The organism is Streptomyces sp. NPDC127106, from assembly GCF_042677605.1.
GTDB lineage: Bacteria > Actinomycetota > Actinomycetes > Streptomycetales > Streptomycetaceae > Streptomyces.
On the sequence record NZ_JBHXTC010000001.1, the window covers coordinates 599,404 to 625,686 of the forward strand.

Consider the following 26,283-nt stretch of genomic DNA (forward strand, 5'->3'; position numbering starts at 1 on the left):
CGCTTGGGGTGTGCGCCTGGGGGTGCGCGGGCGGCGCGGCGCCGCCCTGGGCGGCGGCGCCCACCCTGTGCGGCGGGGCGCGGCGCGTGCGGGTCCGGCCCCCCCCCCCCGCTCTCGGGGCGACGCTGGGGAAGGGGGAGGGGTGTACGCCGCCACCGAGGGTCCGGGTGGATCAGCGGCAGGCACGTCCGTCATTGATGCAGCCCACCGCGCGCCTCATCAGGCCGTCCGACATCACGTTGATGAAGTCGCCGTGGTCGGTCGCCGGCTTGTGCAACTGCTCGGGGAAGCTGTCCACGGCGATGCGCTGACCGGGCTGCACGCCGTAGACGATGCGCTGCACCAGCTGCGGAATGGCCTTGAAGCCGGGCTTGCAGGAGCCGTCTTTCTTCGCGAAGTCCACGTGGGTGCGGTGGTTGGCGCTGTCGATGTTCTTCCCGTCCCAGCAGCTCTGGAAGGTGAACGTACGGACCACGTCACTGCCCTTGGGGCACACCGGGTACTTGTCCTTCAGCTGGCGGTTCTCGAAGCCGGTGCAGCTCCACGAGGCGTTGGCGTTGCCGTTGCCGTTGGTGAGGGCCTTGGCGTCGCCCGTGATGATCCGCATGAAGCGGGGCATGGCCTCGACCTTGGAGACGGGGCTGCCCTTGAATTCGATCGTGACCTGCTTGGGCTTCAGGATGGTGCCGACGTTCAGGTCCTGGCCGCCGCCGGGCGCCTTGGCGTCGCGTTCGGCCCGGCCGTCCTGCACTCGCAGCACCGGCCAGTAGTAGGAGGACTGGTCGCCGTTGGTGCAGGTGGTCCCGGAGGCCGCGAGACTGTTGTTGGTGGAGAAGGCGTCGGTGGTCAGGTTGCCCACGTAGTCGTGCATGTGGTGGGCGCCGTTGCTGACGCCCGGGGCGACGATGACGTTGTCGGGGTTGAAGTGGCCGTTCTCGTTGCGGCCGCAGTTCACCGAGAAGGACCCCCGGGACGCGGCCGAACGGGCCGCCGGCTTGTTGACGTTCGGCTTGACCGAGCCGATGGAGACGAAGTCGCTGCGGGCCGGGCCGCCCTTGGCCTGCTGGGCACCACCGCCCTGCGCGGCGGCCCCCTGGGCGCCGCCGCCCTGCGCGTCCTTCGGGTCGGCGCCCGCCGTCTTCTGCATCTGGCAGCCGCTGAGGCCCTCCAGCCCCTGCTGACGGGCGCCGGCCTTGCCGAGCGTGTCGCCGATGGCGGAAATGGTCTTGCTGCGCTGCTGCTTCAGCCCGCTGAGCAGGGCATCGCCCTTGGCCTGGCCGGTGGAGAGCTTGGCGTACGCCTCGGCGACCTGGTTGTCGAGCTGCGCGAGGTTCTTGTCGACCTCGCCCCGGGCCTGCTGGGGAACGTTGTTGAGCTTGTCCCCCACGTCGGGGCAGTCGATGGTGGCCGTCGCCGGTGCCGCGCGGCCGTCCTGTCCGGCGAAGGCGCCTTGCGACACGAACAGGACCCCGCCGCCGCCCATGACCAGGGCGGACATCGTGACGAGGACCTTGTGCGACGTCCGCAGACGGCGTTTGTGGCCCTTTTGACTCATGCGATCACTTCACTTCGTCGGTCGGGAAAGGGTGGAGGAGGCGGGGAGGGGTACGGGGACGACGCCCGAGCCCGAGCCCGAGCCCGAGCCCGAGCCCGAACCCGAGCCCGAGCCCGAACCCGAGCCCGAACCCGGGCCCGAGGCGGGGCGGGACCCCGCGGGCGGGGTGTCCGCGAGCCCGTCGAAGTCGACGAGTCCGGTGGCCTCCAGCACGGAGATGTGGTCCAGGACGGTGGTGTTGGCGTCGTTGGCCAGCGCCCTCACCATCGAGTTGCGGGTCTGCGCGCGCACTTGGGCCACCACCGCGAACACCTTCCCGTGCGCCCGGCGCAGCAGCTGCGCGAACAGCTGCTCGTACTGGGTGCCCTGGGCGGCGGCCAGCTGGGCCAGCCACTCCTGCTGCTGGGCGCTGGGCTCGTTGGGGAGTTCCATGCCGAGGGCCTGGCCCACTTCCAGGACGCGGCGGTCCAGTTCGGTGTGTCCCTCGATGAGGTGCTCGCCGGCGGTGCGGACCGTCGGACGCTTGCCGCGCTGGAGTGCCTCCTTTCCTGCGGGCAGTTCCCACAGTCCGGCGAGCCGCACCTTGCGGACGAAGTCCCGGTCCTGGGCGGTCAGCGGCCCGAAGGCCGTGCTCAGGGTGCCGAGGCCGTCGTCGTCGCCTGCGGCGGGTGTGGTCGCCGCAGCGGATCGGCCGCCGAAGCTCTGCACCGGGATCAGCAACGCGATCAGCGTGAAGGCCAGGGCGCCGATGACGGCGGCCGTGCCCAGCACGTGTTTCGAAGCGACCGACAAGCTGCCGACGGCCGACCGGCGGAATGACAGCACAATGCCTCCTTGCTGCGAGGGGCCGGGTGGGGCGGCAGGGGCGGTAGGCCGCGGCAGTCATGCCGTCGTGCACCCGCGCTCCCCGGGTGCCACGGGACGCTAGTGCCAGTTGTGGTGTCCGTTTGGAAGGACCATCACGAATGGACAAACATCCGGGCAACACCCCGAACGGCTGGTACTGTGCCCCGGCGCGGCCTTCCCTGCGCGCCGTCCGCGCACCCGCCGCGCGTGCCGTCTCTAGAGCGGCCGGGCCCGGGCGATGAGCAGGGCGACGTCGTCGCGGTCGTCCGGCCGGCGCAGCCTGCCCAGCAGCAGGTCGCAGGTCTCCTCCAGGGGGCGCTGCGGATCGTCCAGGAGCGCGGTGAGGGCCTGCAGCCGGGTGTCGATGTCCTGGTCCCGGGTCTCGACGAGCCCGTCGGTGTACAGGACCAGTTCGTCACCCACTCCCAGGTCGAGGGCGGTCGCCTCGAAGGGCACGCCGCCGACCCCGAGGGGTGCGCCCGTCGGCAGGTCGAGGAGCTCGGGCGGACGGCCCGGCCCCGTCCGTACGGGCGGCAGGTGGCCGGCGGTGGCGATGCGGCACGTGCCGCGGTGCGGGTCGTACACGGCGATGACGCAGGTGGCCATGGTGTGGCCGACGCCGGTGGCGGTGTGGTCCAGGCGGGTCAGGACGGCGGCCGGGTCGAGGTCGAGCTCGGCCAGCGTGCGGGCGGCGGTCCGCAACTGCCCCATTGCGGCAGCGGCGTTGATGCCGCTGCCCATGACGTCGCCGACGACGAGGGCGGTCTTGTCGTCGGGCAGCGGGACGACGTCGAACCAGTCCCCGCCGACCTCGGCCGAGCTCCCGGCGGGTTGGTAGCGGTAGGCGATCTCCAGACCCGGCGTGGGCGTCGGGTGGTGCGGCAGCAGGTGGCGCTGGAGCGTCAGGGCGGTGTGGCGCTGCTTCTGGTACCAGCGGGCGTTGTCGATGCAGACGGCCGCGCGGGCCGCCAGTTCGCCGGCGAGCAGGATGTCGTCGTCGTCGAACGGCAGCGGATTGGAGGTGCGCTGGAGGCCGAGGGCGCCGATGACCTCGCCGCGGGCGATGAGCGGCACGGCGAGGTAGGAGTGCAGCCCGGCCTCGGCGAGCAGCTCGGCGGCTTCGGCGTCGCGTGCGATGCGGCCGAGGTCCTGCTTCGACGCGTGCGCCACCAGGGCCGGCCGTCCGGTGCGTACGCACTGGGTGACCAGCCGGGTGGCGTCGTAGCGTGCGAGCGAGCCCACCGGGTCCGCGGCCCGGGTGGCGGGGGTGGGCCGGTCCGCCTTGACGGCCAGGGCACGGAACTGCACGGGCCCGCCCGACGCCGCGACGCCGGGCGGGTGGTCGCCGCTGAGGACCTCGTCGATGACGTCGACCGTGGCCACGTCGGCGAGTTGCGGCACGGCGATGTCGCCCAGCTCGCGGGCGGTGACGCCGAGGTCGAGGGTGGTGCCGATGCGCACGGAGGCGTCGGCGATCAGGGCGAGCCGCTGCCGGGCCTGGGCCACGGCCTGGGAGGTCTTGTACTGCTCGGTGACGTCGACGATGGAGGCGGCGATCCCGATGGGCCGGCCGCCCGGGTCGTCGAGCCGGTAGAAGGAGACCGACCAGGCATGGTCCTGGTCGGGGTCGGCGGGGGTGCGTCCGGTGGTGAACTGGTCCAGTACGGGCACGCCGCTGCGCAGCACCTCGGCCATGGCCGCCTCGATGGCCTCGGAGTCGATGTGGGGCAGGGCCTCGTGGATCGTGAGGCCCAGGTGCTGCGCGGCCGGCAGGCCGTTGATCCGTTCGAGTGCCGGGTTGACCAGGACGTAGCGCAGGTCCGCGTCCAGGACGGCAAAACCGATCGGGGACTGGGCGACGAGCCGCATCGACAGGGCGAGGTCCCGCTCCAGGCGGCGCAGGGTGGCCTGGTCGGAGGCGATCCCGAGGGCGTAGAGCCGGCCGTCCTGGTCTTCCAGGCGCATGTTGCGGAACTCGGCCAGGCGGGTGCTGCCGTCCTTGCGCAGGACGGGGAACACCCCGGCCCAGGGCTTCCCGCTCCCCATGACCTTCTCGAAGAGGGCAAGGACCAGGCCCAGGTGCTCCTGGTCGACGAGCAGGCGGGCCGCGGGTCGCCCCAGGGCCTCCTGGGCGGTGTAGCCGAACAGGTCCTCGGCCTGCGGGCTCCACAGGGTGATCCGCCCCTGCTCGTCGAGGACCACCGCCGCGACGCCGAGCACGTCCAGCAGACCCCGCCCGCTGGAGGGGCCGACGGGCTCGGGGGCGGCGCCGGAGTCGGAGCCGCGGTCGGATGCACGGTCGGATACGCGGTCGGATGCGCGGTCGGAGCCGGTTCCCGCCCGGGACCCGGGGTCGGCCGGGGGGTCGTTCGCCGTGTTCATGCCGACCACTCCTTCCCGTCCGCCGCCGAGGGAGCGGTGCGCCGGCCCGCTCGTGGTGCTCCGGGCTCCGACCCCCGGGTGCCTCCATCCTCCCCCCGCCGTCCCCGCCCGGCAGCCGCAGCCGCGCGCGGATTCGGCCGTACGAGACCCCGCGGCGGCCAGGTGCCGGGTGCGGGCGGGGAGCGGGGGGCCGTACGGGTGAGGGGCGCGCCCGCCGGTGCACCGGGGAGCTCCGGCTGTACCGCGGGGACGGACGCGTCCCGCCCGCGCTACTGCGCCCGCCGGCGGCCGCCGCTGCTGCCCTCCTCCCCAAGTCGTACGCCCGCCGACCCACCCCTCGGTTGCCGGTCGGACCCGCGCTGACCGGCCCTGATGCCCCGCGCCTCGCGCGGTTGCGGGCCGGTCGCCGCTGTCCGGGAGCAACACCGGTGGCGTGTCGGCCAGTTGTCCGGATATCCAGTCATTCGCGAGAAGCATACGAGCCGCACCTTCGGACGGATTCCGCCCGGCCGCGGCGTGCAACAGGGTGGTGACGCAAGCGACTTCACGGGAAGGGAACCGCTCTACGTGAACATCACACGCCTCGGGCCGACGCTCGCCGCCGCAGGTCTCCTCGCCACCACCATCCCCCTGCTGTCCGCCACGCAGGCCTCGGCCGCCCCGGCAGCGGAGTTCACCCCGCAGAAGCCGGCGTGGGCACGGTGCAGCGCCGACCTGCCGGCCTCGTACGAGTGCGCCACCCTCAAGGTGCCGCTCGACTACCGGCGGCCCCAGGGGCGCACCATCGACGTCGCCATATCCCGGATCAAGAGCGAGAACCCGGCCAAGCGGCGCGGCGCGCTGCTCTTCAACCCGGGCGGTCCGGGCGGCACCGGGCTCGACATGCCGCTGATGGCCCAGGAGTTGATACCGAAGGAGGTCCGCGACCAGTACGACCTGATCGGCTTCGACCCGCGCGGCACCGGCGCCAGCAGCCCGATCACCTGCGGAATGACGGACGAGGAGCAGAACATCGTCCGGCCGTACCGGGAGGAGACCTTCCCCTCGGACGTGGAGTGGGCGCGCAGGGTCGCCGACAAGTGCCGTGAGAAGTCCGGGGCGGTGCTGCCGTTCATCACCACCCGCAACACCGCCCGCGACATGGACGCGATCCGCGTGGCCCTCGGCGAGAAGAAGATCAGCTACGTGGGTTACTCGTACGGGACCTACCTCGGCGCGGTCTACACGCAGATGTTCCCGAACCGCACCGACCGCTTCGTCCTCGACAGCGGCGTCGACCCGCAGCGGATCTGGCGCGGCATGATCCAGGTGTGGGCGACCGAGGCGGAGCCCGCCTTCAAGCGGTGGACGCAGTGGACGGCCGAGCGCAACGCCGAGTTCGGGCTGGGCGCCACCCCGGACGCGGTGTCGAAGACCTTCTGGGACCTGGTCGCCCGGGCGGACCGGGAGCCGATCGAGATCGAGGGGCAGAAGTACTCGGGCGATGACATCCGCGCCGGGCGGGCCATGTTCTTCTACCCGGCGCAGGCGGCACCGGCCGTCAAGGCCCTGAAGGACGCGGCCGAGGGCAGGCCCGCCCCGCTCCCCGCGGAGCAGCGCAGGCTGTTGAAGCCGGCGGCGGAGCCCTCCTCCGACACGGGCACGGCCGTGTTCTGGTCCGTGGTGTGCGGGGACGTGGAATGGCCGCGCTACCCGGAGCAGTACGCGAAGGAGGCCGCGGCGGACAAGGCGAAGTACCCGCTGTACGGGGACTTCGCGTCCAACATCAAGCCGTGCGCGTACTGGCAGCGGCCCGTCGAGCCGCCGACGAAGATGAACACCAGGGCGAACGTGCTGACGGTGCAGAACGAGTGGGACTCCCAGACCCCGCTCACCAGCGGCGAGGGACTGCACCGGGCGCTGAAGGGCTCGCGGATGCTCCTGGTCCGCGGCGGTGAGGGCCACGGCGTGTACCTCACCGATCCCACGTCGTGCGCGGACGCCGCGGTCAACGCGTACCTCGGCACCGGCAAGCTGCCGGCCGAGAACGTGACCTGCGAGGCCACCCCGGCAGGCAACGAGCGCCGGGCCGAGCTCGTGCCGTCGTCGCCGCAGCGCTTCCCGGGCGCCGCACCCAACAGGTTCTGATCCGGGACGACCGGACCGGTCCTCCGCCCGCTGCCGCCCGGCCCCCGGGCGGAGGACCGGTCCGGTCAGCGGCGCTGGTGCGCGCGGGCCGACGGCTCGGACACGGCCCGGCCGGGCGCGGTCCGGCCGCCGCCCCGCAGCGGGGTCAGCAGCCCCGCGACGACGATGAGCAGGCAGAACGCGCCGGCGGACACGCTGACGGCGGGGACCCCGTGCCGGGCGGCCAGGACGGTCAGCACGGCCGCGCCCACCGGGCCCGAGGCGTTGTGGACGGTCCAGAAGGCCGAGGTGACCCGGCCGAGCAGCCGGTCCGGGGTGACCTCCTGACGGAGCGTCATGGAGACGACCCCGCCGAGGGTCGTCCCGAACATGAACACGGCCGCCAGGACGGCGACCACGGGTACGCTCCGGCTGAGGCCGGCCCCCGCCACGGCCAGCCCGATCAACGCGACCGAGCCGAGCCAGCAGGCGCCGACGCCGAAGACCCGGCGCAGGGTGCCGGCGGCCAGTGCCGCGGCGACCACGCCGATCCCGCTGACGGCGATCACATAGCCGAGGGTGGCCGCGTCCTGGCCGAGGTCGTGCCTGATCCGGTAGATCAGCAGGTCGGTGGCGCCCGTCGTGACGAACGTCAGCAGGGTGAGCAGCACGGTCAGCGGGCGCAGCAGCGGATGCGCCCACAGGAAGCGGAAGCCGACGACGAACATCTCGCGCATCCGCCCGCCGCCGGAACCCGAGCCCGAGCCCGAGCCGGAACGGGAGTCCGCATCCCCATCCGCATCCGAACCGGAGCCCGACGCGCTGGCCATCGCGGCGGGGCCGGCCCCGTCGGCGCCCCCGTACCGGTCGAAGGAGACCCAGCGCAGGCTGAGGGCGGAGACCAGGAAGGTCGCTCCGTCCACCCCGAGGGCCCAGTCGGCGCCCACCGCGGCCGCGATGAACCCGGCCGCCACCGGCCCGCACAGGGTCCCGACGGCGAAGGTGCCCATGAGCCGTGCGTTGGCGGTGGTCAAGTCGCGCGGGGGCACCAGGTTCGGGACGGAGCTCACGTACGCCACGTCGAACAGCGTCTTCAGGGCGGTGACGAGGGCCGTCAGCAGGTACAGCAGCCAGATGCGCGGCCCGGCCAGCCAGACGGCCGGGACCGCGCCCAGCAGGACGGCCCGCGCGAGATCGCACGCGATCATCAGGCGGCGGCGGTCCGTCCGGTCCACCACGTGGCCGGCGAACAGGCCCGTCACGATGCCGGAGACCCCGGAGATCACCGTGATGACGCCCATCTGGACGAGGGACCCGGTCGCGTCGAGGACGAGCAGCGGCAGGGCGAGCAGGGAGATCGAACCGCCGAGGACGGACAGCGCCTGGCCGAGCCAGAAGACGTTGAAGTCCCGGTTCCGCCACAGGGGTAAGGGGTCCGCCACCCCGCTCAGCCCAGCAGGGCGTACACGGTGGAGGCGGTCGCGGCCGGCTCCTGGGCCCCGTCCGGGGTCATGGTGATGTCGGCGAAGGCCATCCGCTTGCCGAGCTTGGTGACCCGTACCTCGATCAGCACGTCCGTGCCGGTCACGGGCCGCTGGAAGCTCGTCGACTGCTGGACGGTGGTCATCGGCCCGTACCCGCCGCGCGCGGCGCTGATCGCGATGACGGTGGCGGTGTCGGCGGCCGCCATCAGGGCCTGCCCGGACAGGCCGCCGCCGTCCCGGGCCAGGGCGCCGGACCAGGGCAGCCGGAGCACGGCGTGCCGGTCCCCGGTCTCCTCGACGGTCAGTCCCAGGTCGAGGACCCAGGGGGCGAAGTTGTCCTTGAGGACCTTGTCTGCGTCTGCCGGTGTCAGGGTCACCCGGAGATTGTGGCGGCCCGGCGGGGCCGCCACAACACCCTTGATCCCTCTGTGACGTGCCGGCGCGCGGGTCAGAGCGCGGCGGCCAGCTCGGTGCCCTGGCGGATCGCCCGCTTGGCGTCCAGCTCGGCGGCGACGTCGGCGCCGCCGATCAGGTGCGCCTCGATACCGGCCGCGCGCAGCGCCTCGTGCAGGTCGCGCCGCGGTTCCTGGCCGGTGCACAGGACGACCGTGTCGGCCGGGACGAGCCGCTGCTCGCCGTCGACGGTGACGTGCAGGCCCTCGTCGTCGATCCGGTCGTACGCGGCGCCCGCGACGGAGACGACGCCGCGGTGCTTGAGCTCGGCGCGGTGGATCCAGCCGGTGGTGGTGCCGAGGCCCGCGCCGACCTTGGTGGTCTTGCGCTGCAGGAGGTGGACCTGGCGGGGGGAGGCCGGCCGCTCGGGGGCGGTGAGACCGCCCGGGCCCTCGTACGCGGTGTCGACGCCCCAGTGGCGGAAGTAGACGGCGGGGTCCTGGGAGGCGCCCTCGCCGCTGTCGGTGAGGTACTCGGCGACGTCGAAGCCGATGCCGCCGGCGCCGACGACGGCGACGCGCTCGCCGACCGGGGCTCCGTCGCGCAGCACGTCGAGGTAGGTGACGACGCTGGCGTGGTCGACGCCCTCGATGTCGGGGGTGCGCGGGGTGACGCCGGTGGCGACGACGACCTCGTCGAAGCCGCGGAGGGTGTCGGTGTCCGCGGCCGTGTCCAGCCGGAGCTCGACGCCGACCTCGGCGAGGCGGTTGCCGAAGTAGCGGATGGTCTCCTCGAACTCCTCCTTGCCCGGGATGCGGCGGGCGATGTCGAGCTGTCCGCCGATGTGGCCGGAGGCCTCGAAGAGGGTGACCCGGTGGCCGCGCTCGGCGGCGGTGACGGCGCAGGCGAGGCCGGCGGGGCCGGCGCCGACGACGGCGACGCTCTTGGCGAGGCGCGTGGGCGACAGGACGAGCTCGGTCTCGTGGCAGGCGCGCGGGTTGACCAGGCAGCTGGTGATCTTGCCGCTGAAGGTGTGGTCGAGGCAGGCCTGGTTGCAGCCGATGCAGGTGTTGATGGACTCGGGGCGGCCGGCGGCGGCCTTGGCGACGAAGTCGGCGTCGGCGAGGAACGGGCGGGCCAGGGAGACCAGGTCGGCGCGGCCCCCGGCAAGGATCTCCTCGGCCTTCTCGGGGGTGTTGATGCGGTTGCTGGTGACGAGGGGGACGGAGACCGCGCCCATCAGCCGCTGGGTGACCCAGGTGTAGGCGCCGCGCGGGACGGAGGTGGCGATGGTGGGGATGCGTGCCTCGTGCCAGCCGATGCCGGTGTTGATGATGGTGGCGCCGGCCGCCTCGATCTCCTTGGCGAGGTGGACGACCTCGTCGAGGGTGGAGCCGCCGGGGACCAGGTCGAGCATGGACAGGCGGTAGATCAGGATGAAGTCGGGGCCCACGGCCTCGCGGGTGCGCCGGACGATCTCCAGGGGGAAGCGGACGCGGTTCTCGTACGGGCCTCCCCAGCGGTCCTCGCGGTGGTTGGTGGCGGCGGCGATGAACTCGTTGATGAGGTAGCCCTCGGAGCCCATGATCTCGACGCCGTCGTAGCCGGCGAGCTTCGCGAGGCGGGCGGCGCGGACGAAGTCCTCGACGGTCTGCTCGACCTCGGCGTCGCTGAGCTCGTTCGGGACGAAGGGACTGATGGGGGCCTGGAGGGCGCTGGGGGCGACGAGGTCCTTGTGGTACGCGTAGCGGCCGAAGTGGAGGATCTGCATGGCGATCTTCCCTCCCTCGGCGTGCACGGCCTCGGTGATCACGCGGTGCTCGGCGGCCTCCTCCTCGGTGGTGAGGCGGGAGCCCCCCTCGAAGGGGCGGCCGGCGTCGTTGGGGGCGATGCCGCCGGTGACGATGAGGCCGGCGCCGCCGCGGGCTCGCTCGGCGTAGAAGGCGGCCAGGCGCTCGAAGCCGCGCTCGTGCTCCTCGAGGCCGGTGTGCATCGAGCCCATGATCACGCGGTTCGGCAGGGTGGTGAAGCCGAGGTCCAGCGGGCTCAGCAGGTGCGGGTACCGGCTCTGGGAACTCATGGGGGGCGCCTTCCTCGCGCGGGTGGGACCACCCTGTTGTAGCGAGGCGCACCACCTTTTGCAACTAGGTGCATAACCGCGAGCCGGTGGCCCGGACCCCGCGGTGCCGGGAGTACGGGCCCGGCCCGGTGGGGCCGGGCCCCGGCTGTGGCACAGTTCACGCGGCGAGGGCCCGGCGGAGGCGGACCGTGACGATCTGGAAGGGGCGCAGCACCAGCGGGACCGAGTTCCCCGCGGCGACGGGCCCGACCGCGGTGCCCCGCAGGGGCCGCTCCAGCAGGTCGGTCTCCACGGCGGCCGCCAGCGGGAAGCCCGCCGTGAGGGTCGCCCTCGCACGGCCGCCCCGGGACTCGTACAGCCGGACGACCACGTCGCCGCTGCGGTCCTCGGCCAGCTTGACCGCCTCGATCACCACCGCATCGCCCCCGTCGGCGGCCACGCCCCCGTCCGCGGCCCCGCACCCGCCACCACCGGCGGCCGGCCCCGCCACCGACACCAGCGGGGCGACCGGGCCCGCGCCGGGCACCACCCGCTCGGGCAGGTTCAGCGCGTGCCCCTCGCGGACCGCGTCGGCGATCCGCGCACCCGGCGCCAGCGCGTACCGCAGGGTGTGCGTGCCCTGGTCGGTCTCCGGGTCGGGGTAGCGGGGGGCCCGCAGCAGGGAGAGGCGGATCGTGGTGGTCTGGCCGCTGTCGGGCCGCACGGCGCGGGTGACGTCGTGCCCGTACGTGGAGTCGTTGAGGACGGCCGCGCCCCAGCCCGGCTCCTCCGCGTGGATCCAGCGGTGGGCGCAGATCTCGAACTTGGCCGCCTCCCAGGAGGTGTTGGTGTGGGTGGCGCGGTGCACGTGCCCGAACTGGGTCTCGGAGGCGGTCCGCTCGGCCTTGATGTCGAGGGGGAAGGCGGCCTTCAGCAGCTTCTCCGTCTCGTGCCAGTCGACCTCGGTGACGATGTCCACCATCGCGGCGTCCGCCCGCAGGGTGATCCACTGGGTGGCCTTCGACCGGCCGAAGGACCGGGTGACCCGGACCGCCGCCGCGTCCGGGCCGGCCTGCGCGGCTTCCAGGGCGTCCGCGTCGACGAGGTCGGTGACGTTGTTCCGGTAGAACGCGTCGATGTCCCACGCGTCCCACATGTTCGGGAAGTCCGGGTGGATCTGGAGCAGGTTGGCGGCCTGCCCCGGCGCCACCGCCTCGCGGCCGGCCTCGATGTCGTACGCAGAGACGATCAGACCGCGTCCGTCGACCTCCACCCGCAGCCGCCCGTTCGCCAGGATCCATCCACCACCGGGCCGCTCCCGGAGGTCCGCCGGCCCCGAGGGCGCCTGCGGTACGCCGGCGCCGCCGGCCGGGACGCCGCGCCGGGCGTGCGGGGCGCAGTTGAAGACCAGCTCGGCGGTGCCCTCCCCGGCGAGCGCGACCTGCGCGGCGAGGGTGATCGCGCGCAGTTCGTCGGCCACCCGGGCGTACGTCGCGCGGGCCTCGCGGTGCACCCAGGCGATGGACGACCCCGGCAGGATGTCGTGGAACTGGTGCAGCAGCACGGTCTTCCAGATCCGCTCCAGCTCCTCGTACGGGTACGCGTAGCCGGGTACCCGTACCGCCGCCGTCGCCGCCCACAGCTCGGCCTCGCGCAGCAGGGACTCGCTGCGCCGGTTGCCCTGCTTGGTCTTGGCCTGGGAGGTGTAGGTGCCGCGGTGCAGCTCCAGGTACAGCTCGCCGGCCCAGACCGGCGCGTCCGGGTACTCGGCGCGGGCCTTGTCGAAGAACGCGTCGGGCGGCTCGACCTCGACCCGCGGGGAGCCTTCGAGGTCCCGCTGCCGCCGGGCCCGGGCGAGGTGCTCGCGGGTGGGGCCGCCTCCGCCGTCCCCCCAGCCGAAGGGCACGAGGGAGCGCGAGCCCCGGCCCTTCTCCCGGTAGTTGCGGGCGGCGTGGGCCAGCTGTGCACCGCCGAGGTCGCCGTTGTAGGTGTCGACGGGCGGGAAGTGGGTGAAGACGCGGGTGCCGTCGATGCCCTCCCACCAGAAGGTGTGGTGGGGGAAGGCGTTCACCTGCGACCAGGAGATCTTCTGCGTCAGGAACCACCGGGAGCCGGAGAGCCGGACGATCTGCGGCATCGCAGCCGTGTAGCCGAAGGAGTCGGGCAGCCAGGCGCCGCGGGTCTCGATGCCGAACTCGTCGAGGAAGAACTTCTTGCCGTACAGGAACTGGCGGACCATGGCCTCGCCGCCGACCATGTTGGTGTCGGACTCCACCCACATGCCGCCGACCGGTACGAACTGGCCCGCCGCGACCTTCTTCTTGATCCGCTCGAACAGCTCGGGCCGGTGGGTCTTGATCCAGTCCAGCTGCTGGGCCTGCGACATGGCGAAGACGAACTCCGGGTGCTCGTCCATCAGGCCGAGCACGTTGGACGTGGTCCGCGCGACCTTGCGGACGGTTTCGCGCAGCGGCCACAGCCAGGCCGAGTCGATGTGGGCGTGGCCGACCGCGCTGATGCGGTGGGCGGAGGCGTGGGCGGGCGCGGCGAGGACCGGCGCGAGGCGGGCGCGGGCGGCGGCCGCGGTACCGGGCACGTCGGCCAGGTCCACCGCGTCCAGGGCGGCGTCGACGGCGCGCAGGATCCCGTACCGGCGGGCGTCGGCCGCGTCGAGTTCCAGCATCAGGTCGTGGAGGACTTCGAGGTCCTGGACGAGCTCCCAGACCTCGGTCTCGAAGACGGCGAGGTCCGTCCGGGCGAGCCGGTAGAGGGGCCCGTCGCCGCTGGTCTGCCGGTCGCCCTCGTACGTGGGGCCGTGCTCGACGAGGACGGGGTTCGAGGCGGCCTCGACGTACCACTCGATCCGCTCGCCGCCCGCCGCCGCGTCGGCGACGCGCACCCAGTCGTTGTACGGGTTGAGCGCCTTGACCTCGCTGCCGTCGGCGCGGTGGACCAGGCCCTCGCACTGGAAGCCGGGCATCATCCGGTCGAAGCCCAGGTCGAGGACGGCCTCGACGGTGCGGCCCGCCCAGTCGGCCGGGACGCTGCCGGTGACCCGGAACCAGGTGGTGCCCCAGGCCGGACCCCACTGCGCGCCGACCGCGCAGGGCTCGTACGGGGCCGCGAGGCCCTCGGCGACGGACACGGGCTCGCCCGGGGCCTGCCACCGCTCGACGGTGAGCGGGACCGGGCGGGAGTGGACGGCCGGCTTGATGCGCTCCTTGAGGACGCGGCGCAGGCGGTGTTCGGTGATGCTGCGGTCGTCGTGCATGACGGCGGCTCCAGGGGTGGAGGGGGCGGTCGTGGCGCGGACGGGGCGGGCGGGGAGGGGGGCCGGGGCGGCGTGCGCCTCAGGTCTTGACGGCTCCCTCGCCCACCCCCTTGAAGAAGTAACGCTGGAGGGCGAGGAAGAGGAGCACCATCGGCAGCAGTGCCGTCATGGCGCCGGCGGCGATGATCCGCTGGTCGTTCGTGGTGGTGGCACCGGCCAGGGTCTTCAGACCGAGCTGGAGGGTGTAGTGCTCGCTGTCGGTGAGGACGAGCAGCGGCCAGAGGAAGTCGTCCCAGGCGCCCATGAAGCTGGTGAGGCAGACGACGGCCAGGGAACCCTTCGCGGCGGGCAGGAAGACCCGGGTGAAGCGGGTCCACTCCCCCGCCCCGTCGAGGACCGCGGCCTCCTCGATCTCCCGGGGCACGGCGAGGAAGGCCGAGCGCATGATCATGATGTTGAGGACGGAGACCGCTCCCGGCAGCCAGACGCCGACGAGGGTGTCGACCAGGCCCATGCCGCGGACCGTGAGGAACATCGAGATCATCACGGACTCGAAGGGGAACATCAGGGTGGCGACGAGCACGGTGAAGACGGTCCTGCGGCCCTTCCAGCCGGCCCGGGACAGGGCGTAGCCGCCCATGGCGGAGAACAGCAGGTTCGACGTGACGGCGAGGACGGCGACGACGAGTGTGTTCCCCACGTACTGGAGCAGCGGAAAGGACTCGGCGACCCGGGCGTAGTTGTCGAGGGTGGGCCGTGCGGGCAGCACCCCGTCGTACACGTTCTCGGTGCGGCCGCGGATCGAGGTGAGGAACTGCCAGGCGATCGGCCCGATCAGCACCACGAGCATCAGGAGCAGTACGGCGTACCGGGCGGCCCGGCCGGCCAGGCGGCAGCCGCGTCCACCGCCGCGCGTCGGGGAGGCGGTCGTGCTCATGTCTCGTCCCCCTGCGCCAGGCGGCGGCCCAGCAGGCTGAAGCCGAGGGTGAGCAGGAACAGCAGGAGGGAGAGGGCGGAGGCGTAGCCGGTCTCGCCGGCGAAGCCGAGGCCGACCTGCCGGATGAGGAAGGGCAGGGTGCGGGCCCCGCCGCCGGGACCGCCGCTCTCGCCGCCGAGGATGTAGATCTCGGTGAAGACGCGCAGTGCGGAGATCGCGGAGAGGGTTCCGACGAGCAGCATCATCGGCTTCACCTGCGGGACGGTGACGCTGACGAAGCGGCGGACGGGGCCGGCGCCGTCGAGGGCGGCCGCTTCGTGGAGGGAGGCGGGGACGTTCCCGAGGGCCGCGAGGTAGAACACCATGTAGTAGCCGAGGCCCTTCCAGACGGTCACGATCATCGCGGAGACGAGCAGCATGGTGCTGTCGGTCAGGAACGGGACCGGCTCGGAGACGATCCGCAGCCGCAGGAAGAGCGTGTTGACGAGCCCGTCGCTGCGCAGCACCCACTGCCACATCAGGCCGACGACCACGGCCGAGGCGATCACCGGTGTGTAGAAGGCGGAGCGGAAGAACCCGATGCCCGGGATCCGCGTCCGCACCAGGACGGCGAGGGCCAGCGGCAGCAGGACCAGGCACGGGACGACGACCAGCAGGTACAGCACGCTGTTGCCGGCGGCGGTCCAGAAGTCCGGATCGGCCAGGGCGCGCCGGTAGTTGGCGAGGCCGGTGAAGCTTCCGCCGCGCAGGATCCGGGCGTCGGTGAGGGACAGGACGACGGTGTTGACGAACGGCCAGAGGCTGAACAGCGCCACCGTCACCAGGCCGGGGGCGAGGAAGAGGTACGGGGTCCACCACCGGCGGTGGCTCAGCCCCGGCTCCGCCTCCACGGCCCGCAGGGCCGCCCTGCCTGCGCGGGTCACTTCCAGGCCGTGTCGGCGAGCAGCTTGTTGGCCTCCTCCTGGGCCTTGCGCACGGCCGTGGGCGCGTCCTGCTCGCCCTTGATGGCCTTCTGCACCTCGCGTACGACCGCGTCGCCGACCTGGTTGGTCCACTGGACCGGGGTGTTGGCGTCGAGTGCGGCGGACTTCAGCTGTTCGGCGCCGACCGCGCGGGCGACGGTGTCGGCGTCCTTGCCGTCGCCCCGGTCGGAGAAGCGGGGGTCGGCGAGGCCCTGGGCGTTGGAGGGGTAGATGGTCGCGTTCTTGGAGAACTCGACCTGGTTGGGGCCGTTGGTGACCCATCGGGCGAACTCGATGGCCGCGTCGGGGTGCCGGGTGTCCTTCCTGATGCCGAGGGACTGGGCGTAGATGCCGATGTGGCCGAGCGTGCCGGTGACGGCCCCGGCGACCCGGGTCTGGGCGTAGACCTGCGGGGCGTTCTGCTTGATGTCCTTGACGAAGCCCGGGGAACCGGGGCCGAAGACGAGTTTGCCGCTGCCGTAGAGCTGGTTGATGTCGTCGGCCTTGAGGAGGGACTCCTTGGGCATGGCGCCCTTGGCGTAGAGGGACTTCATCCGCTCGACCCACGTGACGGCCTGGGGGGTGTCGAAGACGAAGCGGTCCCGCCGGTCGTTGAGGAGGGGGACGCCCATCTTCTGCCAGTCCCCGGGGAGCCTGCCCTTGGGGTCGGCCATGAAGGCGGAGTACTGGCCGCCGGAGCGGGCGGCGATCTGCTCGGCGTAGTCGAAGAACTGCTCGACGCTGGTCGGCGGTGCGGCGGGGTCCAGACCGGCCTTGCGGAAGAGCTCCTCGTTGTAGGTGAGGATCTCCGGGGTGACGTACCAGGGGTACGCGAACACGCCGTCGCCCTTGCCGGGGAGCTTGAACTGCTCCCAGGCGCCGGGGACGTACTCCTTGGCGGAGTCGCCGTCGAGTCTGGCGACGTCGGCGAGGAGTCCGCGGTCGCCGAGGAGCTGGAAGGAGTCGGTGGAGAGGTTGACGACGTCGGGGAGGGTGCCGGCCTGGGCGTCGGCGACGAGCTTCTCGTTGTAGCCGTCGCCGGGGACGTCCTCCCACCTGACCTTCGCCCCCGGGTGTTTCCTTTCGAACGCGTCGATGACGCCCTGGACGTACGCGGTGTACTTGGGCTTGAGCTGGAGGGTGCGGAACGTGATCTCGCCGGTCACCTCACCGGTCCGCTGTGCTTCCTGCGCGTCCGCGGGGCCGCCGCCCAGGCCGCACGCGGAGGCGGAGAGGAGGGTGCCGGCCACGAGCGTGGCGAGGGCTGTACGGGGCAGGTGCAAACGGTTCATCGTCGGCCGCCTCGGGGGTAGTTCCGGCCTCGCTGCCGGATCGCGGTGCCCACGCTGGGCCCGGCGGCGGGGTGCGTCAATGCGGCCCCGGCGGCGCATGGCCGGTATTCCGCTAATGCGCTTTACCTCGCCCTGCCGCAAAACCGCTTTAGCGGCCCGTGTGCGGTGCTCCGGGCAGGAATGTCCGGGCGGTGCAAGGAGGCCGAAAAGCTGTTCCGGGCCGCCGGTCCCACGGGACACACTCGTTCCATGACCGCTCGTGACCACGGGGAGCCCCCGCAGCCCGACGTCCCCCCGCGCGCGCCGGGTTTCGGTCCGGCGCCGGAGCCGTACGCGTCCGCGCCCGCCCCGGCGGGAGCCGGTCGGTTCGGGCGCGAGTCCGCCGTGGTCGCCGGGGCGCTGGCCGCGGTAGTCCTGGCCGTCTCCGGGTTCGCGTACGTCGTGTGGGGCCGCGGTGACGGCGGCGGGAACGGGCCGGCCGCCGGGAGCGGAACGGCCGCCGCCGCGACGCCCTCCGCGTCCGTGGACAAGGGAGACGGCAAGGGCACCGGGAACGGGCCGGACACCGTCGACCCCAACGCCGGGATCAAGCCGGGCGAGGTGCCGATCTGGTTGCGGGAGAACCGGACCGAGGTGGCGGGCTCGGGAGCCCGGCAGTTCGGCCCGTGGCGCGTGGGCGAGGTCGTGGTCCGCGCGATGGACAAGGAGGTCACCGCCTACGCCGTGGCCGACGGCCAGGAGAAGTGGAAGGTGGAGCTTCAGACTCCGCTGTGCGCGGCGCCGCAGTCCCCGGCCGCGGGCGGGCAGCTGGTCGTCGGCGTCCGGGAGAGCGACAGCGCCACGGCCAAGTGCACCGCCCTCCAGCAGGTCGACCTCGCCGCGGGCAAGGCGGGCTGGAAGGTCCCGGTGCCGCAGGAGAACAAGTACGACACCACGAACGAGTTCCAGTTGGCCGTCTCCGGCGACACGGTGGCCGTCGCCCGGTCCGCCGTCATGAGCGCCTTCTCGGCCACCGACGGCCGGAAGCTCTTCGGGACGTCGAAGCCGAACGGCTGCTATCCGGTGGCCGTCGGCGGCGGGCCCCGGCTGATCGCCGTACGCTCCTGCCCCGACCCGAAGGACCCGGCCGGCGGCCTGGCGATGATCGAGGAGCTGGATCCGGCCACGGGCGGGGCCCGGTGGAGCCACCGGTACGAGAAGGGCTGGAACTTCGGCCGGATCCTGTCCTCGGAGCCGCTGGTCGTCGCCGCCTACCACTCCGACCGGAAGGCCTGGAGCCTCACCGCCTTCACCGCGGACGGGAAGGTCCGCTCGCACGGCGAGCCGTCGTTCGGGGTCGACCAGCGGTGCAACGGGTGGGGCGACGGCAGCAGCCGCCTGCACGAGTGCAACGCCGCCGTGGCCGACGCCGACACCCTCTACCTGGCCCGCGGCAAGGTGGGCGAGACCCTCGCCACCGAGCTCACCGACGAGGTCGTCGCGGTGGACCTCGCCACCGGCACGGAGAAGTGGCACGCCAAGGCCCCGAAGAACCGCAGGATCTGGCCGCTGGCCATCGAGGACGGCAAGGTCCTCGCCTATGTGGCGCCGGGCGAGGGCGAAGCCGCAGCGGTGGTCGCGCTCGCCCCGGCCGACGGCGCCCTGACCGTGGTCCTGCAGAGTCCGGCGGCAGCCGCCGGCGCCCAAGGGGTGTTCTCTTCCCACAACGTGCGGGCCGCCTGGGCCGGCGGGCGGTTGTTCCTGCTCAACGGGACGGTGAAGAGCCCCGAGAAGGGGAACGTCACCCATGCGCTGCTCTCGTTCGGCAGGTAGGACCGCAGGCCCGCCCTGGGACTCCTACTTCATGCGGTAGGCGACCTTCTCGGCGAGTTTGCCGTCCTTGAAGCAAAAGCGGTACACGGTCTCCTCGCCCACGGCGCTGTCGCCGGCCGCCATGTACCAGGAGCAGACGCTCTCGGCGGGCTGGGCCGGACCGCCCTCCTTCAGGGCCTCCTTGAGGAACGATTCGCCCGAGGGCAGCTTCGCGCGGACGGCGTCTTCGGGGTCGCCCGCCTTCACGGAGGCGTACACCTCGGGCTCGATCATGGTCTTGCCGGCGGCGTCGACCACCTTCCCGATGCCGAACGCCAGCGCCACGGCTATCGCGATCCCGACGACCAGCGCCACTCCGCAGCCGATCAGACAACCCTTGCGCTGCGCCATGCCCGTTCCTCCGTGCGTGTTCGATCCGTCGAATTCCTTTGTGACACGCAGACCTTCGCAGATGGGCAGGGGGGTGCACTGTCCCCGAAAGTCGCAAGGGGGCGCAACGATCGTCGTCCGTCCGACACGTGACACCCGCGTGCTCCGGTCGAGGGCGGCGCAGCGGGCGCCCGGTGGCCTCGGCCGCCGAATGCCTCCCCGATCGTGTGACACGACCTGCACCCATATTGCTGGTCATCACGGGACAAGGATCGATTTATGTTGACAGCGGGTAGTCGCACCGCTGCACTGGGCGCACCACAGCGCCGTCAAGCCTCCGCCCGCTCCCCCACCGCAAGGAGTCTCCGTGCCGCCTCGCCTGCGTGCGTCGCTCCCCTGCCTGACCGCGGCCGCCCTGCTCGCCCTGTGCCTGGCCCCCGCCCCGGCGGCCGCCGAGCCGACCGCGACCTCGGACACCCCGCTCGCCCTCACCCCGCCCATGGGCTGGAACAACTGGGCGCACTACATGTGCGACATCGACGAGGCCAAGGTGGTCGCCAACGCCGACGCGCTGGTCTCCAGCGGCCTCGCGGCCAAGGGCTACGACACGGTGACCGTCGACGACTGCTGGATGACCAAGAGCCGTGACGCGCAGGGCGCTCTGGTCGTGGACGCGCAGAAGTTCCCGCACGGCATGGCCTGGCTGGGCGAGTACCTGCACGCCAAGGGCCTGAAGTTCGGCATCTACCAGGACGCCGGATCGCTGACCTGCGAGAAGTACCCGGGCAGCGGCTCCCCGGAGGGCGGCGGCCCGGACCACTACGCCCAGGACGCGCGGCAGTTCGCGTCCTGGAAGGTCGACTACGTGAAGATGGACGGCTGCAACCTGTGGGTGCCGCCGGGCAAAACCAAGGAGCAGGCGTACCGCGACGCGTACGCCGCCGTGGCCGACGCGCTGCGGGCCAGCGGCCGCAGCATGGTGCTGTCGGCCTCGGCTCCCGCCTACTTCCAGCAGGGCGAATGGGGCGGCTCCGACTGGCACAGGGTGCTCGGCTGGGTCGGCTCGACCGGCCAACTGTGGCGCGAGGGCAAGGACATCAAGGTCTACAGCCCGGCCGCGCCGGCGACCTCCCGCTGGAGCTCCGTCCTCGGCAACTACGGCTACAACCGCTGGCTCGGCCGGTACGCGGGCCCGGGCAACTGGAACGACCCCGACTTCCTGATCGCGGGCGCCCCGGGCCTCACCGACGCGGAGAGCCGCAGCCAGGTCGGCCTGTGGGCGATGATGGCGGCCCCCTTCATCCTGTCCTCCGACGTCTCCGCGCTCACGCCGGGCGGGCTCGCCGCCCTCGGCAACACCGACCTGATCGCCCTGGACCAGGACCCGATGGGCCGCCAGGGCGCGGTGGTCTCCGCCAACGCCACCTTCGAGGTGCTGGCCCGGCCGCTGGCAAACGGCGACCGCGCCGTCGCCGTCCTCAACCGGTCCGGCAGCACCCGTGACATCTCGGTCCCGCTCGCCGACATCGGCCTGTACGACTGCACGGTCGACGCCAAGGACCTGTGGACCGGCCGGCGCACCCAGGTGTCCGACTCCCTCACCGGGCGGCTCGCCGCGCACGACACGGCGGTGTGGCGGCTCACCCCGCGCGCCGGCTGCGGCTGGGCCGTGCCGACCGGGCAGATCACCGGTGACGGCGTGAAGTGCATGGACGGCGCCAACACCACCGGGGTCGGCGCGGTCGTCCTCTCGGCGTGCACCGCGGCCTCCGACCAGCGGTGGGTCCTCGGCGGCGGGGGGAGCCTGCGGCTGGACGGCACGTGCCTGACGGCGAGCGGGGGCGAGGTGGTGGAGCTGGCCCGCTGCGTGCCCTGGAAGGCGCGGCAGAGCTGGACCCACCAGCGGGGCGGGGCCCTGGTCGAGAAGGTGAGCGGGCTGTGCCTGACGGCGCCCCCCGCGCCCGCGACGGCCGACACCCCGGCCGGCCGGCTGCGGCTGGCCGAGTGTGGGGACCACCGCGTGGACCAGGCCTGGTCCCTGCCGGTCTGACGGGCACCCGGATGACGAACCTCCGCACCGCGGGCCGGCGCTGCCGGCCCGCCCGTTCCCTGCGGCCCGCCGCACTCGCCGCCCTGCTGGCCCTGCTGTGCGCGGGCTCCCCCGCCCTCGCCGGCGTACGGGCCCACCCGCCGACAGCGGCGCCGGGCTCCCCAGGGGCACCGGGCGTGCCGGATGCGCCGGACGCGTCGGACGGGCCGGCGCCGGGCGGGCCCGGCGGGGCCGCGCCGCCCGGGGCGGCCGCCTTCGACGTCGGCCCGGCGCGGGCCGCGCTGAAGCGGCTGCTGCCGCGCCACGCCGGTCAGTTCACGCTCGTACCGGACGCGCCTGCCGGAACCGCCGCGACCGCTGGGGCCGCTGGGGCCGCTGGGGCCGACAGCTTCACCGTGTCCGGGCGGGCGGGTGCGATCACGGTCCGCGGATCGACCGGCGCCACCCTGTTGACCGGCGTCGGCTGGTACCTCCAGCACGTCGCCGGGGTCGACATCGGCTGGCCCGGCGACAGCATCGGGATGCTGCCCGAGCGCCTCCCCGCAGTGCCCGCCCCGGTCACCCGCAGCGCGCTGGTCCCGCACCGGTACGCCCTCAACGACACCGACGACGGCTACTCGGGCCCGTACCGCACCTTCGCGCAGCACCAGCGACAGATCGACCTGCTGGCTCTGCACGGCATCAACGAGGTGTTCGTGCAGGTCGGCGCCGAGTACCCGTACTACCGTGCGCTCCAGGGCTTCGGCTACTCCGCCGCGGAGCTGCGGGAGTGGATCCCCGCGCCCGGCCACCAGAGCTGGTGGCTGCTGCAGAACCTGAGCGGGTTCGGCGGCCCGGTCTCCGAACGCCTGATGCGCGAGCGCGCCGAGCTGGGCGGCCGGATCGCGGAGCAGCTGCGCGGGCTCGGCATGACCCCGGTCCTGCCCGGCTACTTCGGCACCGTTCCGCCCGGCTTCGCCGACCGCAACCCGGGCGCGCTGACGGTGCCGCAGGGGGACTGGGCGGGCTTCGAGCGGCCCGACTGGCTGGACCCGTCGTCGGCCGCGTTCCCGAAGGTGGCGGCCGCGTACTACGCGGAGCAGCGCGCCGTCTTCGGGGACAGCACCATGTACCGGATGAGCCCACTCCACGAGGGCGGGACGGTGGGTACGGTCGACGTCCAGGCGGCCGCCGGAGCCGTCCAGTCGGCCCTGCACACGGCGCACCCGGGGGCGCTGTGGGCGGTGCTGGGTTGGCAGGACAGCCCGCGCAAGGAGCTGCTGGCCGGGGTGGACACCTCGAAGGTGCTGATCCTCGACGGGCTGTCCGACCGGTACAACCGGCTGGACCGGGAGACCCGCTGGGGCGGGGTGCCGTACGCGCTGGGCACGATCTACAACTTCGGCGGGCACACCACCGTCGGGGCCAACACCTCCGTGTGGATCGACCGGTTCGGCGCCTGGCGGGCCAAGGGGAACAGCGCGCTGAGCGGCATCGCCTACCTGCCGGAGGCCACCGGGACCAATCCGGCCGCGTTCGACCTGTTCACCGATCTGGCGTGGGAGCCGGGCCCGATCGACCAGAAGGCGTGGTTCGCGGAGTTCGCGGCGCGCCGGTACGGGCGGCCGGACACGGAGGCGGCGGCCGCCTGGGAGGAGTTGCGCAAGGGACCGTACAGCACCTCGTCCGGGCTGTGGTCGGAGTCGCAGGACAGCCTGTTCACGGCCCGGCCGAGCCTGACCGCGGCGGGGGCCGCGTACTGGAGCCCCCGGTCGATGCGCTACCCGGCGGATTCCGTCCGCCGGGCCCTGGACCACCTCCTCGACGTGGACCCGCGGCTGCGCGGCTCCAGCGCCTACCGCTTCGACCTGGTGGACACCGCGCGGCAGGCGCTGGCCAACCATTCGCGGGTGCTGCTGCCGAGGATCAGGGCCGCCTACGAGGCGAAGGACCTGGCGCGGTTCCGGGAGCTGACCGCCGCCTGGCAGGACGCGGAGCGGCGGCTGGACGCCCTGACCGGCTCCGATCCGAACTTCCGGCTGGGCGACTGGCTGGCCGCGGCCCGCGCCGCGGGCGCCGACCGGGCGGAGCAGGACCGGTACGAGTACGACGCCCGCTCGATCCTCAGCGTGTGGGGCGCGCGCAGCACCAGCGAGGGCGGCTTCCTGCACGACTACGCGAACCGGGAGTGGCACGGCCTGGTCCGGGAACTGTACGCGCCCCGCTGGGCGACGTACTTCGCGGCGCTGGACGAGGCGCTGGTGAAGGGGACCGCGCCGGCGGAGACCGACTGGCACGCCTTCGAGGAGGCGTGGGCCCGTAGGACCACCCGGCACCCGGGCGGTGCGAACGGCCCGAGCGGGGACCCGCACGCGCTGGCCACGGCGGTCGCGGAGCTGCTGGAGGCGACCGGTTAGGCGTGGGTGCACCGGGCGGCCGGGACCGCGGCCGCCGGTCATCCGCCTCCCGCCGTGTACACGACCCGACGGACGGATGATCGGATCGCATGGGGGCGGTCACCCCTTCGGGGGATTCTCGGTACCCCTGTGGGGGAGAACCACGCCCGCGGACCGCTGCTGCGGGCGATCAGTCGTTTCACTGGCCCGGAAGCGATCGGGGGCGACGCCGAATCGATACGGCATCCGCCCCGTCCGACGCCGTGACGGCCCGACGCGAGCAGGAGTGCACCGAGCATGTCCCAGACCGGATACGAGCGGCCCGGCCGGCCCGGGCAGGACGTCCCCGCACCGGACGTCCCCGCCCAGGGGGCGCTGACCGCCGGGAGCCCGGACGCTCCGGCCGCCCGGCCGGCTCCGGAGGTGCCCGCCGCCGGCGCGGGCACCGCGGACCCCGACCGTTTACCGGGCGCGACCGGGTCCGTGCCCTGGCCCACGGATCCTGGTGAGCGCCTCACCGAGGGGGTGGTGGAGCTGCGCAAGCGCGGCGGGCCGGCCGCGCGCCCGCCCGACGGGGAGGCGGCACACCCCCTGGAGGCGGTGGCCCGGCAGGCGGCCGAACGGGTCGCCGCCGAGGGCCGCCCACGCGGCTGACCGGTGCACGACCCTGCCGTGCCACGTCACACTGGACACGGTGGGCGGGACCGGACCGGCAGACGGTGAGGTGGCGCATGGCCCCTGAGCAGGCGGAGCCCGCACGCCCGCGCCGCACCCACACCGCCGGTGCCGCCTGCGGGCTGGTCGCGGCCTGTGCGGGCCTGGCCGTGGCCCAGCTGGCCGCCGCGTGGGTCCGGCCCGACGCCGCGCCCGTCACCGCGGTCGGCGGGGCCGTGGTCGACCGGACGCCCGTCGGGCTCAGGGAATGGGCGGTGGCCCAGTTCGGGACCGCCGACAAACTGGTCCTGACCCTCGGCATCATCGCCGTACTGGGCCTGCTCGCCGCCGCGGCCGGGATCCTCGCCGTACGCCACCTGCCCGCCGGGGAGGCCGTGGTCGGCGCGGTCGGGCTGCTCGGGGCGCTGGCCGCGGTCAGCCGCCCCCAGGCGTCCTGGCAGGACGCCCTGCCGTCGGCGGTGGGCGCCCTCACCACGGCCGGGGTGCTGTACCTGCTGGTCCGCGCGTTGCGTACGCCCCGGCCGGCGGGTGCGCCGCCGGGCGGCGCCTGGGCGGTGGACCGACGCGGCTTCGGCAGGCTCGTCGCGGCCGCGCTCGTCGCGGCGGCCGGGATCGGCTACGCGGGGCGCCGGCTCGGGGCCCACGGCTCGGCCGGGGCGACCGCCTCCCGGGCCCGGTTCGCCCTCCCCCCGCCGGACGTGCCCGCCGCGCCCGTCCCGCCCGGGGCGCACCCGCCGGTGCCCGGCATCTCGCCGTTCCTCACCCCGAACCGGGACTTCTACCGGGTGGACACCGCCCTGGTCGTCCCGCGGGTGGACGCCGGTACCTGGCGGCTGCGCATCCACGGCGAGGGAGTCGCCCGCCCCCTCGAACTGGACCTGCCCGCGTTGCTGTCCCGCCCGTTGGTCGAGCACGACATCACGCTCACCTGCGTGTCGAACCCGGTCGGCGGCCCGTACGCGGGCAACGCCCGCTGGCTCGGCGTGCGCCTGGCGGACCTGCTGCGCGAGGCGGGGGTACGGCCGCCCTCGCAGGGAGGTCCGGCCGACCAGCTCGTGGCCCGCTCCGTCGACGGGATGACCATCGGCACGCCCGTCGAGACCGTCATGGACGGCCGGGAGGCGCTGCTGGCCGTCGGCATGAACGGCGAGCCGCTGCCCTTCGCGCACGGGTTCCCCGTACGGATGGTCGTACCGGGGCTGTACGGGTACGTCTCGGCCTGCAAGTGGCTGCGCGAGCTGCGGCTGACGACGTTCGCGGCGTACGACGCGTACTGGGTGCGCCGGTCCTGGGCCCAGCAGGCACCGGTCAAGACGCAGTCCCGCATCGACACCCCGCGAGCCGGCGCCGCACCCCCGGCCGGCCGGGTGGCGGTGGCCGGCGTGGCCTGGGCGCAGCACCGGGGGATCGCCCGGGTGGAGGTACGCGTCGACGGGGGCCCGTGGCACGAGGTCCGGCTGGCCGACGCGGACGGCGTCGACACCTGGCGGCTGTGGACGTGGCCGTGGGAGGCGACGCCGGGGCGGCACACGCTCCAGGTCCGGGCCACCGACGGGACGGGCGCGGTGCAGACGGAGCGGAGCACGCCGACCGTTCCCGACGGGGCGACCGGACTGCACACCGTGACCGTGCAGGTCCGCTCGGGCCGGACCGCGCGCGAGAGTTGACGGCTGCCCGGTTTCCCGCCGCCGCGGCGGGATAATCCCACCCGTCCC

The 26,283-nt window shown here is 73.5% G+C and carries 17 protein-coding genes; 6 read left to right on the plus strand and 11 right to left on the minus strand.

The window, feature by feature from the left end; all coding sequences use genetic code 11:
• Nucleotides 1-172: 172 nt before the first annotated feature.
• The 3 genes from ACFVGY_RS02520 to ACFVGY_RS02530 all read right to left on the minus strand — a co-directional run bounded on the left by ACFVGY_RS02520 (nt 173) and on the right by ACFVGY_RS02530 (nt 4,783).
• Entirely contained in the window at nt 173-1,555 is a 1,383-nt protein-coding gene (locus ACFVGY_RS02520; protein WP_385669717.1) for a DUF1996 domain-containing protein, read from the minus strand.
• Nucleotides 1,556-1,564: 9 nt separating this feature from the next.
• Complete coding sequence (locus tag ACFVGY_RS02525; protein ID WP_385669720.1) at nt 1,565-2,380, minus strand: DUF4142 domain-containing protein; 816 nt, start codon at nt 2,378-2,380, stop codon at nt 1,565-1,567.
• Nucleotides 2,381-2,617: 237 nt separating this feature from the next.
• Nucleotides 2,618-4,783 (minus strand): SpoIIE family protein phosphatase, encoded by a 2,166-nt coding sequence (locus ACFVGY_RS02530; RefSeq protein WP_385669723.1) that lies wholly within the window; start codon nt 4,781-4,783, stop codon nt 2,618-2,620.
• 567 nt (nt 4,784-5,350) lie between these two features.
• Here ACFVGY_RS02530 and ACFVGY_RS02535 point away from each other — a divergent pair.
• Nucleotides 5,351-6,910, plus strand: a complete 1,560-nt coding sequence (locus ACFVGY_RS02535) for an alpha/beta hydrolase (RefSeq protein WP_385669725.1) — start codon at nt 5,351-5,353, stop codon at nt 6,908-6,910.
• A 65-nt stretch (nt 6,911-6,975) separates the two neighbouring features.
• On the opposite strand, the gene ACFVGY_RS02540 is transcribed toward ACFVGY_RS02535, so the two are convergent.
• From ACFVGY_RS02540 to ACFVGY_RS02570, 7 genes are all read right to left on the minus strand, one after another.
• Complete coding sequence (locus ACFVGY_RS02540; protein ID WP_385669728.1) at nt 6,976-8,331, minus strand: MFS transporter; 1,356 nt, start codon at nt 8,329-8,331, stop codon at nt 6,976-6,978.
• A gap of 5 nt (nt 8,332-8,336) precedes the next feature.
• Nucleotides 8,337-8,750: a PaaI family thioesterase gene (locus tag ACFVGY_RS02545; protein WP_385669731.1), complete on the minus strand. Its 414-nt coding sequence runs from the start codon at nt 8,748-8,750 to the stop codon at nt 8,337-8,339.
• Nucleotides 8,751-8,821: 71 nt separating this feature from the next.
• Complete coding sequence (locus tag ACFVGY_RS02550) at nt 8,822-10,846, minus strand: FAD-dependent oxidoreductase (protein ID WP_385669734.1); 2,025 nt, start codon at nt 10,844-10,846, stop codon at nt 8,822-8,824.
• 157 nt (nt 10,847-11,003) lie between these two features.
• Entirely contained in the window at nt 11,004-14,096 is a 3,093-nt protein-coding gene (locus ACFVGY_RS02555; protein WP_385669737.1) for an alpha-mannosidase, read from the minus strand.
• Between the two features lie 79 nt (nt 14,097-14,175).
• Nucleotides 14,176-15,033: a carbohydrate ABC transporter permease gene (locus ACFVGY_RS02560; RefSeq protein WP_385669739.1), complete on the minus strand. Its 858-nt coding sequence runs from the start codon at nt 15,031-15,033 to the stop codon at nt 14,176-14,178.
• Nucleotides 15,030-15,956, minus strand: coding sequence for a carbohydrate ABC transporter permease (locus ACFVGY_RS02565; protein WP_385669742.1), 927 nt, complete (start codon nt 15,954-15,956; stop codon nt 15,030-15,032). The genes ACFVGY_RS02560 and ACFVGY_RS02565 overlap by 4 nt, the downstream gene beginning before the upstream one ends.
• Nucleotides 15,953-17,287: an ABC transporter substrate-binding protein gene (locus tag ACFVGY_RS02570; protein WP_385669744.1), complete on the minus strand. Its 1,335-nt coding sequence runs from the start codon at nt 17,285-17,287 to the stop codon at nt 15,953-15,955. The genes ACFVGY_RS02565 and ACFVGY_RS02570 overlap by 4 nt, the downstream gene beginning before the upstream one ends.
• A 249-nt stretch (nt 17,288-17,536) precedes the next feature.
• Between ACFVGY_RS02570 and ACFVGY_RS02575 the strand changes: the two genes are divergently transcribed.
• Nucleotides 17,537-19,099 carry a PQQ-binding-like beta-propeller repeat protein gene (locus ACFVGY_RS02575; RefSeq protein ID WP_385669747.1) on the plus strand — a complete coding sequence of 521 codons (1,563 nt, stop codon included), beginning with the start codon at nt 17,537-17,539 and terminating at the stop codon, nt 19,097-19,099.
• A gap of 24 nt (nt 19,100-19,123) precedes the next feature.
• On the opposite strand, the gene ACFVGY_RS02580 is transcribed toward ACFVGY_RS02575, so the two are convergent.
• Nucleotides 19,124-19,489, minus strand: coding sequence for a hypothetical protein (locus tag ACFVGY_RS02580; protein ID WP_385669750.1), 366 nt, complete (start codon nt 19,487-19,489; stop codon nt 19,124-19,126).
• A gap of 346 nt (nt 19,490-19,835) precedes the next feature.
• Between ACFVGY_RS02580 and ACFVGY_RS02585 the strand changes: the two genes are divergently transcribed.
• The 4 genes from ACFVGY_RS02585 to ACFVGY_RS02600 all read left to right on the plus strand — a co-directional run bounded on the left by ACFVGY_RS02585 (nt 19,836) and on the right by ACFVGY_RS02600 (nt 26,235).
• Nucleotides 19,836-21,518, plus strand: a complete 1,683-nt coding sequence (locus ACFVGY_RS02585; RefSeq protein ID WP_385669753.1) for a ricin-type beta-trefoil lectin domain protein — start codon at nt 19,836-19,838, stop codon at nt 21,516-21,518.
• An 11-nt stretch (nt 21,519-21,529) separates the two neighbouring features.
• Entirely contained in the window at nt 21,530-23,914 is a 2,385-nt protein-coding gene (locus tag ACFVGY_RS02590; RefSeq protein WP_385669755.1) for an alpha-N-acetylglucosaminidase, read from the plus strand.
• Between the two features lie 276 nt (nt 23,915-24,190).
• Nucleotides 24,191-24,547, plus strand: a complete 357-nt coding sequence (locus tag ACFVGY_RS02595; RefSeq protein WP_385669758.1) for a hypothetical protein — start codon at nt 24,191-24,193, stop codon at nt 24,545-24,547.
• Between the two features lie 77 nt (nt 24,548-24,624).
• Nucleotides 24,625-26,235: a molybdopterin-dependent oxidoreductase gene (locus ACFVGY_RS02600; RefSeq protein ID WP_385669761.1), complete on the plus strand. Its 1,611-nt coding sequence runs from the start codon at nt 24,625-24,627 to the stop codon at nt 26,233-26,235.
• Nucleotides 26,236-26,283 lie beyond the last annotated feature (48 nt).